Annotated in this window: 14 protein-coding genes; 1 reads left to right on the top strand and 13 read right to left on the bottom strand. The window is 64.1% G+C overall.

Translation table 11 applies throughout. The annotated features are described in order from the left end of the window. Nucleotides 1-35: 35 nt before the first annotated feature. The 11 genes from CBW66_RS22110 to CBW66_RS22060 all read right to left on the bottom strand — a co-directional run bounded on the left by CBW66_RS22110 (nt 36) and on the right by CBW66_RS22060 (nt 10220). Nucleotides 36-1799 (bottom strand): M56 family metallopeptidase, encoded by a 1764-nt coding sequence (locus tag CBW66_RS22110; RefSeq protein WP_086139891.1) that lies wholly within the window; start codon nt 1797-1799, stop codon nt 36-38. Further along, on the bottom strand, nt 1796-2188 hold the full coding sequence (locus CBW66_RS22105) for a BlaI/MecI/CopY family transcriptional regulator (protein WP_086139890.1): 393 nt from the start codon (nt 2186-2188) through the stop codon (nt 1796-1798). The genes CBW66_RS22110 and CBW66_RS22105 overlap by 4 nt, the downstream gene beginning before the upstream one ends. A gap of 62 nt (nt 2189-2250) precedes the next feature. Beyond that, nucleotides 2251-3747: a hypothetical protein gene (locus CBW66_RS22100; RefSeq protein WP_139841741.1), complete on the bottom strand. Its 1497-nt coding sequence runs from the start codon at nt 3745-3747 to the stop codon at nt 2251-2253. A gap of 89 nt (nt 3748-3836) precedes the next feature. Then, nucleotides 3837-5177 carry a DUF3422 family protein gene (locus tag CBW66_RS22095; RefSeq protein ID WP_086139888.1) on the bottom strand — a complete coding sequence of 447 codons (1341 nt, stop codon included), beginning with the start codon at nt 5175-5177 and terminating at the stop codon, nt 3837-3839. A gap of 122 nt (nt 5178-5299) precedes the next feature. Further along, nucleotides 5300-6508, bottom strand: a complete 1209-nt coding sequence (locus CBW66_RS22090) for a multidrug effflux MFS transporter (RefSeq protein WP_086139887.1) — start codon at nt 6506-6508, stop codon at nt 5300-5302. Further along, nucleotides 6505-7173: a CerR family C-terminal domain-containing protein gene (locus tag CBW66_RS22085; protein ID WP_086139886.1), complete on the bottom strand. Its 669-nt coding sequence runs from the start codon at nt 7171-7173 to the stop codon at nt 6505-6507. Before CBW66_RS22085 ends, CBW66_RS22090 begins: the two co-directional genes overlap by 4 nt. A 113-nt stretch (nt 7174-7286) precedes the next feature. Then, nucleotides 7287-7763, bottom strand: a complete 477-nt coding sequence (locus CBW66_RS22080) for a copper chaperone PCu(A)C (protein ID WP_205701183.1) — start codon at nt 7761-7763, stop codon at nt 7287-7289. Between the two features lie 17 nt (nt 7764-7780). Next, nucleotides 7781-8377 carry an SCO family protein gene (locus CBW66_RS22075; RefSeq protein ID WP_086142971.1) on the bottom strand — a complete coding sequence of 199 codons (597 nt, stop codon included), beginning with the start codon at nt 8375-8377 and terminating at the stop codon, nt 7781-7783. A 62-nt stretch (nt 8378-8439) separates the two neighbouring features. Then, on the bottom strand, nt 8440-8826 hold the full coding sequence (locus tag CBW66_RS22070; RefSeq protein WP_230492267.1) for a DUF2946 domain-containing protein: 387 nt from the start codon (nt 8824-8826) through the stop codon (nt 8440-8442). A 36-nt stretch (nt 8827-8862) separates the two neighbouring features. Continuing rightward, nucleotides 8863-9456 (bottom strand): hypothetical protein, encoded by a 594-nt coding sequence (locus CBW66_RS22065; RefSeq protein ID WP_086139883.1) that lies wholly within the window; start codon nt 9454-9456, stop codon nt 8863-8865. 62 nt (nt 9457-9518) lie between these two features. Beyond that, nucleotides 9519-10220 carry a Crp/Fnr family transcriptional regulator gene (locus CBW66_RS22060; protein ID WP_086139882.1) on the bottom strand — a complete coding sequence of 234 codons (702 nt, stop codon included), beginning with the start codon at nt 10218-10220 and terminating at the stop codon, nt 9519-9521. Nucleotides 10221-10335: 115 nt separating this feature from the next. Between CBW66_RS22060 and CBW66_RS22055 the strand changes: the two genes are divergently transcribed. Next, nucleotides 10336-11970, top strand: a complete 1635-nt coding sequence (locus CBW66_RS22055; protein WP_086139881.1) for an acyl-CoA synthetase — start codon at nt 10336-10338, stop codon at nt 11968-11970. Between the two features lie 2 nt (nt 11971-11972). Here CBW66_RS22055 and CBW66_RS22050 read toward each other — a convergent pair whose 3' ends face one another. Both CBW66_RS22050 and CBW66_RS22045 read right to left on the bottom strand, forming a co-directional pair. Continuing rightward, nucleotides 11973-13379 (bottom strand): MFS transporter, encoded by a 1407-nt coding sequence (locus CBW66_RS22050; protein ID WP_086139880.1) that lies wholly within the window; start codon nt 13377-13379, stop codon nt 11973-11975. Nucleotides 13380-13456: 77 nt separating this feature from the next. After that, a complete protein-coding gene (locus CBW66_RS22045) occupies nt 13457-14173 on the bottom strand; it encodes a hypothetical protein (RefSeq protein WP_086139879.1) in 717 nt (238 codons plus the stop codon). Between the last annotated feature and the right edge of the window lie 63 nt (nt 14174-14236).

Raw genomic sequence — 14236 nt, 5'->3', positions numbered from 1 at the left:
GGGCGCCCGCACTGGCGCGCCCGGGGGGGGGGGTATCAATGCATGCGGCCTGGGTTCCCGGCCAAGGTATCGCGGATGTGTCCGGCGTCGAGCGAGCGCCGCTGCGCGCCGTCGGCGTCCAGCAGCACCACGGTGACATGCTTGCCGCCGCTGCGCATGCGCATGGTCAGGCAGCTGCCCGCTTCGTGGCTGCTGCCCGTCTTGGACAATAAAATGTCCCAGCCCTGGCCGCCCACCAGCGGGTTGGTGTTGCGCAAGGTGCGGACCTTGCCATCGACGGCCACGCTGGCCTGCGGGTGGCTGGTGATGCGCGCGATGTCCGGATAGCGCGCTGCGGCCGCGACGATCTTCGCCACCTCGCTGGCCGTCGACGTATTCGCCGGCGAACTGCCGACGGGGTCCGTCAAGGTGGTGCGGCGCAGGCCCAGGCTGCGGATCTTTGCCTGCAAGGCTTGCTGAAAGGCCGCGCTGCCACCGGGATAGGTGCGTGCCAGCGCGGCGGCGGCGCGGTTTTCGGATGGCAGCAGCGCCAGTTGCAACAACGCGCCGCGCGACACGGCCACGCCATCGGCCAGCAGGCTGTGGCGCTGCAGCGACGAGTCGCCGTCGGCGCGCACGATGCGCAGCTGTTCCTCGGGGGCCAGGCCCGCGTCGAGCACCACCATGGCCGTCATCAGCTTGGTGATCGAAGCGATGGGCACGACGGCGTCGGCATCTTTCGCCATCAGCACCTGGCCCGTGGCGTCATCGAACACCAGCATGTGTTTCGCGCTGACGGGCAAGTCCATCATCGCGACGGCGGCATCGGCCAGCATCGTCCCGTTGACGGCAGGCTTGCCCTGCACCTGCAGCAGCAAGGTGGCGCAGGCCAGCAGCAAGGCGGGCACGGCCAGTTTCCAGCCGCCCGTATCGGGACCCGGCGCCATCAGGCGTTCGATGCGCGTCAGCAGCGCACCGCCCCGGGCCGACATCAGCAAGCCGGGCTGGCCCGGCACGGCAGCGTGCAGGGACAAGGCATGCAGCGCCGTGGCCAGCTGCTGCGGGTCTTGCAGCGCCTGCGCGGCCAGGGCATCGGCCACCTGCTCCCGTTCGGCCCGCATGCGCGCCGACAGCCACCAGACGACGGGGTGAAAAAACAGCAAGGCCTCGGCCACGCTTTGCAACAGGTTGACCAGGTAATCCCAGCGCCGCACGTGCGCCAGTTCATGCGCCAGCAGCGCTTCGAGCAAGGCGACGGGCATGCCACTCAGCAAGGCGGCCGGCAGCAGGATGACGGGGCGCCAGAAGCCCACCGTCACGGGGCTGGACAATCCAGCATGCAGCTTCAGCGGCACCTGGCGGCCACGGTGCAAGCCCATGCGCTGCGCCAGCGCATCGAGGCGCGCCTGCCAGATGGCCGGTGCGGCCACGGCCTGGCGGCGCAGCTTGCCGACCCAGGCCAGGCCCAGGCACAGGCGCAAGCTCATCAGGCCAACGCCGGCGCTCCAGGCCAGCACCAGGGCCGGCATCCACGCTTGCAGCGCGGCGCGCCAGGCGGGCGGCGCGTCCAGCGGCAACCGGGCCGGCGACGTGCCAGCCAGCAGCGAGAGCAGATGGACAACGGGAATAAACAGGCACAGCAGCAGCGCCAGCGCGCAAACGGCATAGCGCCAGCGCGCGCTGGCGTGGCGCAGCAGCCACAACAGGACAGCGGAGACGGCGCCGACGATCACGCCCTGCCAGACAAAATACAGCAGCACCCAGCCCAGCGCAGGCACAAGGTTGCCGATATCGATGCCGAGGCGCAGATCCAGGTTCATGGCGTGCCGCCATCCTTGCTGCGCAGGATTTTTTCAATTTCCAGGCGTTCCGCGTCGCTCACGTGCTCGCGCAGCGCCGTCAGCACGAGCGCCTTGCCGGAACCGGAAAACACCTTGCCGATCAAGTCCTTGAGCAGACTCGTTTGCAGCTTTTCCTGCGCTTCGACGGCTGCGTACAGCTGCGGCCGCTGGCTTTCATCGCGGCTCAGCATGCCCTTGCCATGCATCAGCTGCAACTGGCGCAGCACGGTGGCGTAACTGGCGTCGGCACGCTCGGCGGCCAGGGCGTCGTACACGGCGCGGGCGTCGGACGGACCGCGCTGCCACAGGATGCGCAGCAGGTCCAGTTCGGCGGCCGTGGGATGGGGAGTGGAGGTATTTTTTAACATGACGCTAGAATATCAATTCTAGAACTCCATGTCTAGAACTTTTTTTCTAGATCATGAAAAAACTAAAACTCGCGCAAGCGGTCGAACAAGGCGTACAGCGCCGCCGCCTCGGGCAGCTGCGCCTGCGTCAGCACCTGCTCCAGAGCCACATAGATTTCATCGCGCTCCACCGTTTCGATGATGCTGGAACGCCGCTCGATCTGGTTGAACACGGCGACATAGGCAGTGACCATTTCCTGCGCCATGGCGTGCACAGTCTCGGCATCGCTCACCCCGTCAAGGGTGCGCGCCGTGGCCAGCAGTTGTTTATACGCCTGCGCGGCCTTCTTGGCATATGTCGCCGAAATGTGCTCGCGGCCATCCCAGTCGCGGAACGGATTGTCCAGGTTTTCCGCCAGCCATTCCGGCTTGCGCGGCCGCGTCACCGACAAGTCCAGTCCCAGCGCCGCGGCCTTTTTATAGCTGGCCTTGATGGCCTTGGCCGCATCGGCCGGCAGGCTGGCCAGGCAGAGGCTGGACAAGGTTGGCAACTGCGCCGGCGCGGGGAAGTCGTCAGGACCGTAGCCAAACAGTTCATACGCGGTGAAGGAGCGCAAACGGTCCAGTCTGGCGATGCTGGCCACGTTCGACGCCAGCCCCGGCTTGCCCCACACGGTCACGTCCGTCAGCAAGGGGAAACGCTGCACCACCGCGTCGAAATCCACGGCCGGCATGGCGCTCAGCGACAGGCGCGCCAGCTGGTCGAGGCCATGGAATGGCGCCAGGGCGCCGGACAACTGCAGGCGCAGGAAGCGCCCCGCATGCGGGTCGGCGATGCGCAGCGCGGGCGACGGCGCGCCATTCAATATCAGCGTGCTCAAACCCTCGTTCAGGCGCAGCGAGCGCAAGCCTTCGGCATGCACGATAAGGCGGTCGACATTGCTGTTGCTCAAGTCGAGTTCGCTCACCGTCGATGACTGCCACTGCACTTCGTTGATGATGGGGTTGCCGTTGATGTAGGCGGCCAGCGCCGCGCTGCCGTGGCGCGTCTCGATCGCCGTCAGGCAAGGCAGCTGGTCCAGTTCGGACAGGTCGCCCAGCGCCTGCAGGATGCCGTCGCCGATGCGGCTCGTATTCTGGCGCAAGGCCTGGCCACCTATGCGCACTTCCTCGCTCGATGCCGCCTTGAAGCGCTGGCGCCTGGCCGGGTCGACCTGCTCCCAGCGGCGCTGGCGATACAGACTGTCGCCCATGTGCCAGCCGCCGCTGTAACTCTTCACTTGCGTATCCACCAGGGGCGCGATATTGGCCACCAAGGTGTAAGCCCGCGGCACCCTGGCATTGACGAAACTGTGGTCGTGGCGGCGGTTCCAGAAATAGTAATCGCACACCAGCGGGCGCATCGATTGCACGGCGGCCGCATCGGGCAAGGCGTCGCCCGCCCAGTCCAGCTCCAGGACGGCGGCCAGCGGCACCCTGCCGGACGACGCGTCATCCTCGATGGCCGTGACCTGGCAAGCCACATACTGCTGCAGCCTGGACGAAAACACACTGTAAATATCTCCAACCTTGGCAAGCACGCTAATTTCCTTATAGCAAACAATGAGGCCAGCACGATAGCAAAGATTGCCGGCGCGCGGCGTACGCGCCGCCAGGCTGGCTGCCCTGCTCAGTCCGCGTGCAGCTTGTGATGCATGCGGCGCAGCCCCAGCCAGACGGCCGCCGCCACGAACGGCACCAGCGCGCCGACGAGGATTTCCGGATTCACGGGCAGCCCCAGCACCTTGGCCGCCTTGCCCGTGTAGCTGAACAGGCCGATCACGTAATACGAGATCGCCGCCACGGACAAGCCTTCCACCGCCTGTTGCAAGCGCAGCTGCTGCGCCGCGCGGGCGTTCATCGATTGCAGGATTTGCCGGTTCTGCAATTCCTGCACGATACCCACGCGCGTGCGCAGCAAGTCATTCGTATTGGCGATGCGCTGCGCCATCGCTTCCTGGCGGCTGGACATCGCTGCGCAGGTATTCATGGCCGGCGTCAAACGGCGGTCCATGAATTCCTCGACCGTGGGGATGCCCTCGATGCGCTCTTCGCGCAGCTCCTCGATGCGCGCCTTGACGAGGCCCATGTAGGCTTTCGAGGCGGAAAAACGGTAGCTATTGTCGAGCGACAGCTTTTCAATGCGGGCCGCCAGGCGCGTGATGCGGTCCAGCAAAGTTTGCTCGGCCACGCCCTCGTCGCCGGCTCCCGGGGCGTCGTCCGTGTCGACCATGGCGGCGGCCAGGGTGGCCAGTTCGTTCTCGATGGCATTCAACGATGGCGCCGCCTGCATGGCGTAGGGCAAGCCCAGCAAGGCCATCATGCGGTAGGTTTCGATTTCCAGCACGCGCTGCACCAATCGCCCCGACTGCTGCGAGCGCATGCCCGCATCGCGGATGACGAAACGGCTGAAGCCATCCGACTGGATCGTGAAATCGGTCCACAATTCGCCGCCCTGCAATACTTTGCTGCCGGCCAGGGTATTGCCTTCGAACACGCGCGACAAGCCTTGCATGAAAATCTCGGCCGGCTCGGTCGCCTGTTCCAGCACCACGTGGGCGGCCACCATCAGCTTGCCCTTCAAGCCCGCCAGCCATTGCTGCGGCAATTGCGCCAGCGGCATGCGCTCGAACGCCTGCTCCAGGGGCAAGGCCGCACCCGGATGCTCGGCGAAGGTGAACGTGGCAAATTCCGTATGGCATTCCCATTTCAGGCGGAAGCGGCCAAAGTCGTAATAAAAATACTTGGCTTCGGCGGCGGGCGGCGTGACGCCGAAATGCGTGCACAGGGCCGCCAGGGTGGCGTGCTGGGCCGCCATATTCGAGGCACCGGGCGCCGCGCTGTCATCTTTATACACGGCCAGGTGGGTGATCAGCTCGGGGGCATCGAGCTGCAAAAACGGCCGCGAGTGGATTTCCGCAGCCAGCGGCACGCGCAAGGCGTGGTTCAAACTGGAGTTAATCAAGTGCATGATAGCCAAAGGTAAAGTTGCAAAACTGCTTAGACCCGCGCGCGTGCTGATGTGCCCGCAGCGGGGGTCTGATTGTCACAGTGTAACAAAGCAGAAAGCATGCCATCCTTTCCCAGGGCCGCTCATGCTGTTTTGATAAGTCCGCTTGCGCCCTGCCCCGCCCCCTCGCGGCTGCCCAGCCACCAGAAGACGGCGGCCAGCACCACGGCCGAAGCCTGGCCCAGCGCCAATTTAAAAGCGCTGTCGAACAGCAAAGGTGCGACAAAACCGGACACCAGCGCAAACACCAGCATTTGCACGAAATTCTGCAGCGAAGCGGCCAGGCCCCGCATCCGCGGGAAAATGTCGAGCGTGGACATGGTCATGCCCGGCAAGGCCAGCGACATGCCGAACGCGTACAGCATCACAGGCACGACGGCGAACGGGATGCCTGCCGCAAAACAGTGGTTGTAAGCAATATTGATCGCCCCCGTGGCCGCCATGGCCAGCAAGCCCCAGCGCACCAGCACGGCGCTTTTCACCACGTGGGCCAGCTTGCCCGACAGCGCCGAGCCCAGCACCAGTCCCGCCACCATGGGGATGAACATCCAGCCAAACGCCGTTTCCGGCAGATGCAGCAATTCCAGGATGAAATGCGGGGCCGAGGCGATGTACAGGGCAAAACCGCCAAAGGCAAAGGCTACGGCCAGCGAACGCAGCAGGAATGCCCGGTGGCGCAAGGCGAGCCAGTAATTGCGCGCGATGTTGCCTGGGTGGAAAGGCTGGCGATGCTCGACGGCTAAACTTTCCGGCAAGCCTTTCAGGCAGGCCAGCGCCAGCAGCACGGTGACGGAAAAGGTAAAGACGAACGTCGATTGCCAGCCGTAGGCCACGTGCAGCCAGCCGCCGATGATGGGGGCGATGGCGGGCGCGATGCCGAACACCATCATGATATTGGCCAGCATCTTTTGCGCGGCGGCGCCAGCCAGACTGTCGCGCACGATGGCCTGGCCAATCACCCTGCCCGCTCCCGCCGAGGCGCCCTGCATGCCGCGGAAGAACAGCAGCCAGCCAAAGCTGGGCGCGAACGCGGCGCCGATGGAGCCGGCGGCAAAGATCAGCAGCGAGGCGAGAATCACGGGACGGCGGCCGAACGAGTCGGACAAAGTGCCGTAGAACAGGGTCATGAAGGCATAGGCGGCCAGGTAGACGCTCAGGGTCTGCTGCACCAGCACGCTGCTGACGTCGAAATGCGTGCCGATCGCGGGAAACGATGGCAAGAAGGTATCGGTGGCGAACGGACCCAGCATGGCCAGCCCGGCCAGCACCAGGGTCAGGTTTCTGCTCTTCATGCAAGCTCCTGCGCAGCATATGCATATGGGCGGCGCAAGCCGTCGAGGGCCGCCAGCGAGAAGGCGGCAATATGCCGGGCGATGTCGGCGATGCCCGCCTCGTCATAGGTGATCTCCGGCACCACCAGTTCATGCACGATGCGCGAACGGGCATAGAACACCACCTGGCCAATCACGCTGAACACGCATTTCTGCACCACGTCGTCCGGCATGGCCAGCCCCACCACGCCACGGATCAGGCTAGTGAACAGGGCGTGCTGCGGACGCACATTGCGCTCGGCCAGCTTGTGGATGGCCGCCGTCGGTTCGATCAGTTCGCGCGCCACCAGGCGGCTGAACAGCGATGCCGGTCCGGCGCGCAGCATGTCGAAGACCAGCGCTTCAATGGCCAGGCGCAACTGCTCCACGGGCGGCAGCTGCGCCTGCGCACTGGCGGCGGCCACGTCCGCAGCCGAGGCGCGCGCCAGTTCGCGCGCATAGTCAAAGGCGGCCAGATGCAGCTCTTCCTTGCTATGAAAATAATAATTGACCATCGCCACGTTCACCCTGGCCGCTTCGCAGATGCGGCGCACGGAGGTGCTTTTGTATCCATCGTCGGCAAACAGCTCAGCTGCCACTTGCAGGATGCGCGCGCGCGCTGGTTCGTCTTCTTTATCTTCGATCATGCCTTGCCCAATATTTAAACAATTGTTTAATATTGTATCAAACAACTGTTTAATTTTCACGCTGACACAAAAAAGCCCGGCGAGCCGGGCTTTTCATCGAGGTTGCTGCAGGCTTAGTGCTTCATCGCCGGCATCGCGCTTGACGTCGAGGTGGCGCCCAGCGGACGGGCCACGGCGGTCACTTCGATGGTTTCGCGGTGCTTGTCCTCGCCCTCGACGACCAGGGTCAGCGGAATCTTGTCGCCCGCCTTCACCTGGCTTTTGAGGTCCAGCAGCATCACGTGGTAGCCGCCCGGCTTCAGTTCGACGGCTTTGCCGGCTGGCAAGGCGATTTCCTTGATCTGGCGCATGCGCATCATATTATCCGCCATGCTCATTTCATGGATTTCCGCCACGCCCGCCACGGGCGAGCGCACTTCCAGCAGGCGCATGGCTTTCGGCGCCGTGAGCTGCATGAAGGCGCCCGTGGCTTTTTGCTGCGGCACGGTGGCGCGCACCCACGGGTCGCTGATCTGCACGGAAGTCTGGGCAGCGGCGGAGAAGGACAGCACGGTCAGGGCCGTGGCCAGCAGGGTTTTCAGATGGGTCATGATCATTTCCTCGGTAGTTATAAGGTGTATTTCGATTTCATCAGGGTCTTGATGTCTTGCACGCACTCGTCGGCCGTCAACTGGTGTTTCAGCCCCAGGCGCATGCGGCCTTCGGTGTCGAGCACGTAGCTGATGGCCGTGTGGTCCATCGTGTACGAACTGCCGCTCGGCACGCGGCGGTAGAAAACCTTGTAATTGAAGGCCGTCTGCGCCGTGTCCTTCGGGTCCGTGCGCAAGCCCAGGAAGCTGGGGTCGAAGGCGCGCATGTATTCGCCCAGCAGCTCTGGTGTATCGCGCTCGGGATCGATGCTGATGAAGATCACTTGCAGTTTATCGGCATCGGCGCCCAGTTTCTGGCGGATTTCCAGCGCGCGCGACAGGGCTGTCGGACACACGTCCGGGCATTGCGTGAAGCCAAAGAAGACCATCACATACTTGCCCTTGAAGTCGGCGAGGGTGTAGACCTTGCCGTCGGGGCCGCTCAACTTGAAGTCGGGCTTGTAATCGCCTCCTGTCAGGTCGAGGCCGTTGTAATGGGGTTTCGGCGCTTGTTCGCAAGCGGCAAGCGTGAGCAATCCCGCCGTGCCGGCGAGAAGGAAAAGACGACGTTTCATGGCATTCTGGCCCGATGGGCGTAGTGGAGACGGTTAAGACGTGGAAAGCGTGCGTGCTGCGTTCAGGCAGCCGAAGGCGGACCGCGCGGGCTGGCGGCCAGCCACGCGAACGGCGCTTTGGGCGCCTGGTAAAACAATGGCGGATAGTGATCGTGGCCCGTGATGACGGCCAGCGGCGATGCGGACGACGGCGGCAAGCCCACGCTGCCCGCGTGGCTCATGCAGAACGGGCAATGCTCGATGTGGTGCAGCACGGAATCGGTGGTGGACTTGACGGCTGGCGCCAGGTCCGCCTGCGTGTAGACGGCGCCGCTGGCCGAGCAAATGTCGACGGCGGCATTGTTCGCGTTCGCATGCAGCGAGGCAAACGCATACGACAGGGACGGCGACAGCGCATTGAGCAGTATCGCCAGGCAGGCGAACCACATATGCCACTGTTTGCGTTTCAATAAAGATCCCATGGCCCCGATTATAACGGAGTCTGGCTATCCGGGCGCCTGTCCCCGCAGGAACAGGCTGGGGCGCACGCCGGCCACGTCCACGCAGGCGTCGCAAAACGCGGGAATCGAGGCAAAGCCGGAGCCGGCCGCCACCTGTGCCAGGTCGCGCTCGCCGTCTTCTCCATCGGCGTCCGCTTGCGCCGCCGTGTGCAGCGCGTGCGCCAGGCGCTGTTCGCGCACCAGGCTGAGCAATGCTTCGCCCTCGGCAAACAGGCGGGCACGCGCCTTGTGCGGCGTCACTTGCCACAGGGCCGCCAGGCGCGCCGCCGTCCATCTGCCTTGCGGCATAGCAAAAATATGCTGCGCCAGCGCCTGGCTCCAGCGCTTGCCGCCGCCGTGGCCGCCCACCGGCTCGTCGCCCTCCAGCGCCAGCATGAACACGGCCGGCTTGCCCCGCCCCGGCATCACGTCGCAGGCGAAGCGCAAGAAGGCCGGCACGACAAAACTGTCGCCGCTGGCCAGCTTCTTGGTGGTGATTTCATTATGCAAGGTCACAAAACCCTGGCGCACGGTGACGCGCAGCCGGAGCGGAAAGCGCAAGCCCAGCAAGTGCAAGGGATGATCGGAAACGAGTGCCATGCGTCAATTCAATGTCATAAGCCAGCCGCCAGCATGCCATACATCGCGCGCCCAGTCTGTCATCACAGCGACGCCACGCCATAACGGCGCAAGCCATCGAGGTCGACGACGCGGATCGATTGATAGGCGATGCTGATCAAGTTCAACTCGGCCAAATGCCCCAGTGCCTGGTTCACGCGCTGGCGCGAAATGCCGGTCAGCAAGCCGATTTCTTCCTGCGACAGCTCAAGCACGCGGGAGGTGCGCGGGTATAACATGGGGTGGAACAGCTGCGCGATCGCTTGCGCCACCTGCGCGTCGACGGCCAGCAGGCGCTGGTTCTGGATAGTGGCGATGAATTGCCCCATGCGCTCGTTCAGCTGGCGGATGACGAAGGCATTGAAGGACAGGCTCTCGGCCAGCAGCAGATGAAACAGGTCCACCGGCACGAGGATGATGCTCGATGCGCGCACGGCCACCACGTCGTAGCGGCGCAGTTCGCGCTTGAGCACGCTGCCCTCGCCGCTCCAGCCGCCGGCCGGCACGCCGGAAAACGTGGCGCCGCGCCCATCGGCGTTGTAGACGGCCAGCTTGATCAAGCCCGTGTGCACGCCGATCCAGTGCGCCGACGGTTCGCCGCGCCGCGTGATGAAGGCGCCCGCCTCGAAATGCCGGAGCACGCTGCCGGCGCGCAACAGGGCCTGATGCCGCGCATCGAGGGCCGCGAACCAGTCGTGGCTGTCGAGTTCCAGCATTGCAAGGTCTACACTATCGTTGCTATCCATTCCATCCTTCAGACCTGTCACTAAGATGACAGTGATTTTCCAGCGCCGGTGCTATGCTCACCGGTATCAATCCCGAAACAGGGAGCTACAGAATTTTATTTAACAGGAGACAAGCATGACTGCTGATTTCAACACCGGCCTCGGCAAAAACAGCGCCAACTACGCCGCCCTCACCCCGCTCGACTATATCGCCAGGGCAGCCGCAGTATATGGCAATCGCCTGGCAATTGCACATGGCGCCATCCGCCAGACGTGGCGCGAGACCTATGCGCGCACGCGCCGCCTGGCTTCCGGCTTGATCAAGCTGGGCGTGGGCACGGGCGATACGGTCGCCGTGATGCTGCCGAACACGCCCGCCATGGTGGAGGCGAGCTTTGGCGTGCCCATGGCCGGCGCCGTCCTCAATGCCCTCAATATCCGCCTCGACCTGGCCTCGCTGACCTTCATGCTGCGCCACGGCCAGGCGAAAGTCTTGCTGGCCGACACGGAATTTGCCGACCTGGCGCGCCAGATGGCGGCGCAGATTCCCGGCTTGCGCGTGATCCAGGTCAACGACGTGCTGGGCCCCGAAGTCGATGCGTTTTCCGACCTCGACTACGAAAGCCTGCTGGCCGGCGGCGACCCCGATTACGACTGGCAGCCGCCTGCTGACGAGTGGGACGCCATCGCCCTCAACTACACGTCCGGCACCACGGGCGACCCGAAAGGCGTCGTGTATCATCACCGCGGCGCGGCCCTGAACGCCCTGTCGAACATCCTGGAATGGGACATGCCCAGGCATGCCGTCTACCTGTGGACCTTGCCGATGTTCCACTGCAATGGCTGGTGCTTCCCGTGGACCATCGCCGCGCGCGCGGGCGTCAACGTGTGCCTGCGCAAGTTCGAGCCGAAGCTCGTGTTCGACCTGATGCGCGAATTGCGCATCACCCACTATTGCGCCGCGCCCATCGTGCATGCGGCGCTGGCCAACGCGCCCGCCAACTGGCGCGACGGCATCAACTGGACCGTACGCGGCATGGTGGCCGGTGCGCCGCCGCCGGCCGCCATGGTGGCAAAGATCGAAGCCATGGGCTTTGACTTGATCCACTCGTATGGCTTGACGGAAGTGTACGGCCCGGCCGCCATCTGCGCCGAGCAGGATGAGTGGGCCAGCTTGAGCCAGGAAGAACGCGCCGTATTGAAATCGCGCCAGGGCGTGCGCTACCACTTGCAAAGTGCCGTGGCCGTGCTGGACCCGGAAACCATGCAGCCTGTGGCGGCGGATGGCGAACAGATCGGCGAGATCATGTTCCGCGGCAACATCTGCATGAAGGGTTACTTGAAAAATGAAAAGGCGACGCAGGAAGCGTTCGCGGGCGGCTGGTTCCACACGGGCGACCTCGGCGTGATGTATCCGGACGGTTATATCAAGCTGAAGGACCGCAGCAAGGACATCATCATTTCCGGCGGCGAGAACATTTCCAGCGTGGAAGTGGAAGACGCGCTGTACCACCACCCGCAAGTGCTGGCCGCCGCCGTCATTGCCCAGCCGGACGAGAAATGGGGCGAGACGCCGTGCGCCTTCGTCGAATTGCGCGAAGGGGCGACGGTGACGGAAGCGGAATTGATCGCCTTCTGCAAGAACAACCTGGCCGGCTTCAAAGTGCCGAAAGCCATTTATTTCGGTCCCCTGCCCCGCACGTCGACGGGCAAGATCCAAAAGTTCGAATTGCGCAAGCGCATGCAATCGGACAAGGCCATCGACGTCTAGGCTTAACCGCCCTTGCCCGACAGCCACGCCGGCTGCGCCACCGCCAGGCGCGCAAAGCTGGCGATGCTGGCCACGGCGGCAAATCCTGCCGCCAGGCACAGCGCATACGTCGTGCCCCGGCTGGCCGACACCGTGAAGCAGTAGGCGACGAGCGCCGCGCCCGTCGCTTGCCCGATCAGGCGCGAGGTGGCCACCACGCCGCTGGCGCCGCCTGCCCGCTCGGGCGGCGCGCTGCCCATGATGGCTTTCAGGTTCGGTGCCTGGAAGAAGCCGAAACCGATGCCGCACAAGGCCATGCGCCAGCCGATGTCGAACGCGCTCGGATGCGCCGGTATCCACACCAGTGTCAGCAAGCCGCCGGCCAGCGCCGCCAGGCCGATGCCGCCCAGCACGCCCGGAGAATAACGGTCGCTCAGGCGCCCGGCCACGGGCGCCATCACGGCCACCAGCACGGCCCACGGCGTCATCAAGAATCCCGTCTCGACGGGAGAGCGGCCCAGGGTGACTTCAAAATAGAAGGGCAACGAGACGAAGGCCAGTCCCTGCGCGGCAAACGTGCAGATGGCCGTCAGCGACGACAGCAAAAACAGGGGGCGGCGGAACAGGTCGATGGGCAGCATCGGCGCCGCATGCCCCGCCTGGCGGCGCAGCAGCAAGACAAAAAACACCGCCACGGCCACCAGTTCCGGCAGCAAGGTCGAGGCGGCCGCGTGATGGGCAGCATCGCCGAACAGCAAGATGAGCAAGCCGAAGGCGCCCACGTTGTACAGTGCCGTGCGCGCGTCGAGCGTGTGACCGGACAGTTTGGTCGCCGGCAGCATGCGGCTGGCGAGGAAAAAACCAAGCACGCCCAGCGGCACATTGATGGCGAACAGCCACGGCCATGACGCCGTCGCCAGGATCAGCGAGGCGGCCGTGGGGCCAATGGCGAACGCGACGGCCACCACCAGCGCGTTGTTGCCAAACGCGCGGCCCAGCAAATGTTTGGGGTACAGGGCGCGCAGCAGCGCCGTATTCACGCTCATCATGGCGCTGGCGCCGACGCCCTGAAAAAGCCTGGCCGCCACCAGCGAAGGCAAGGACCAGGCCAGCGCGCAGGCGAGCGACGCCAAAGTGAACAGGAACATACCGGAGATAAACACCCGCCGGTAGCCGGCGATTTCGCCGAGGGCCGAAAACGGCAGCAAGGTCGCCACCATGGCCAGCTGGTACACATTCACGATCCAGACGGAGGCGGCCGGTGTCGCGTGCAGCTCGCTGGCGATGGCCGGCAAGGCCGTGTTGGCGATCGCCGTATCGAGCGAGGCCATGCCCACGCCGATGGCCAGCGCCAGCATGGCCCATAGCCGGGCATTCGGCGGCAAGCCGTCCTCGCCTACCATCACGGGTTGCGTGTGCCGCTGCTGCATAAATACACTACCTGTTCATCTAGCTGATCCGGCCAATACACTAGCATGGATGAACGAAAGCTGCAGGCCAGGCAAGCTTACTTCTGGCAATCGATCACTTTAAAATCTGTCGAATAGCAGATGCGCAACTCGCCCGAGTGCTTTTCATAGCCGAGCCAGCGGCCTTTCAGCTGCGGGTTATGCTGCTTCATCCACTGGAACAGCTCATTCTTCGGCATGGTACTGTCCGGCAATTTCAAGGCCTGGAACAGTTCGCGTTCCTTCTCGAAATACTGCTTGGCCGTATCGAAATCGCAGGCGCCATGCTTTTCCCATTCGCCCTGCAGCAAGGCTTCGCCGGGCTGCATGCACATGTACGGCAAAATTTCCGACGGCGCCAGCTTCGGCAGATTGCCCTTGCAGTAACGCGGATGCAGTTCCGTCTTGCGCGGCGGTGTCACGGAAATATCTTCGCAGCTGGCCGGATTGTTCGACTGCGCCCACAAGCCATGGACGATCCAGCCGAAGTGGTTGCTCTCGGCGCACTGGAAGGCGGCCTTTTTCGACACTTCGCCGCGGCGGCGCTGGCTGTCGCAAAAACCGGGCGACCACGACAGCGCCAGCATGAAGTAATCGGTGGGCACCTTCGTGCTTTGCTTGTAGCAGGTGTTTTTCTCGTCCGACGGCTTGACGTCGTAATCGACATAACTGACGTTGCGCGGAATGGCGCAACTGGCGTCGGCCGCGTGGACGGCACCGGCCGACAGACTGAGAAAAACGGCGGCCAGCGCCGGCAGTACAGTTCGCAATTGCATCAGGTTTCCCTTTCAGAATATAAAACGCCGACAACTGAGTGCCGGCGCGGTATCAATCAAACA

The organism is Janthinobacterium sp. GW456P, from assembly GCF_002127655.1.
GTDB lineage: Bacteria > Pseudomonadota > Gammaproteobacteria > Burkholderiales > Burkholderiaceae_D > Janthinobacterium.
Note: the sequence above shows the minus strand (reverse complement) of the source record. Positions and strands in the feature narration are given on the sequence as shown.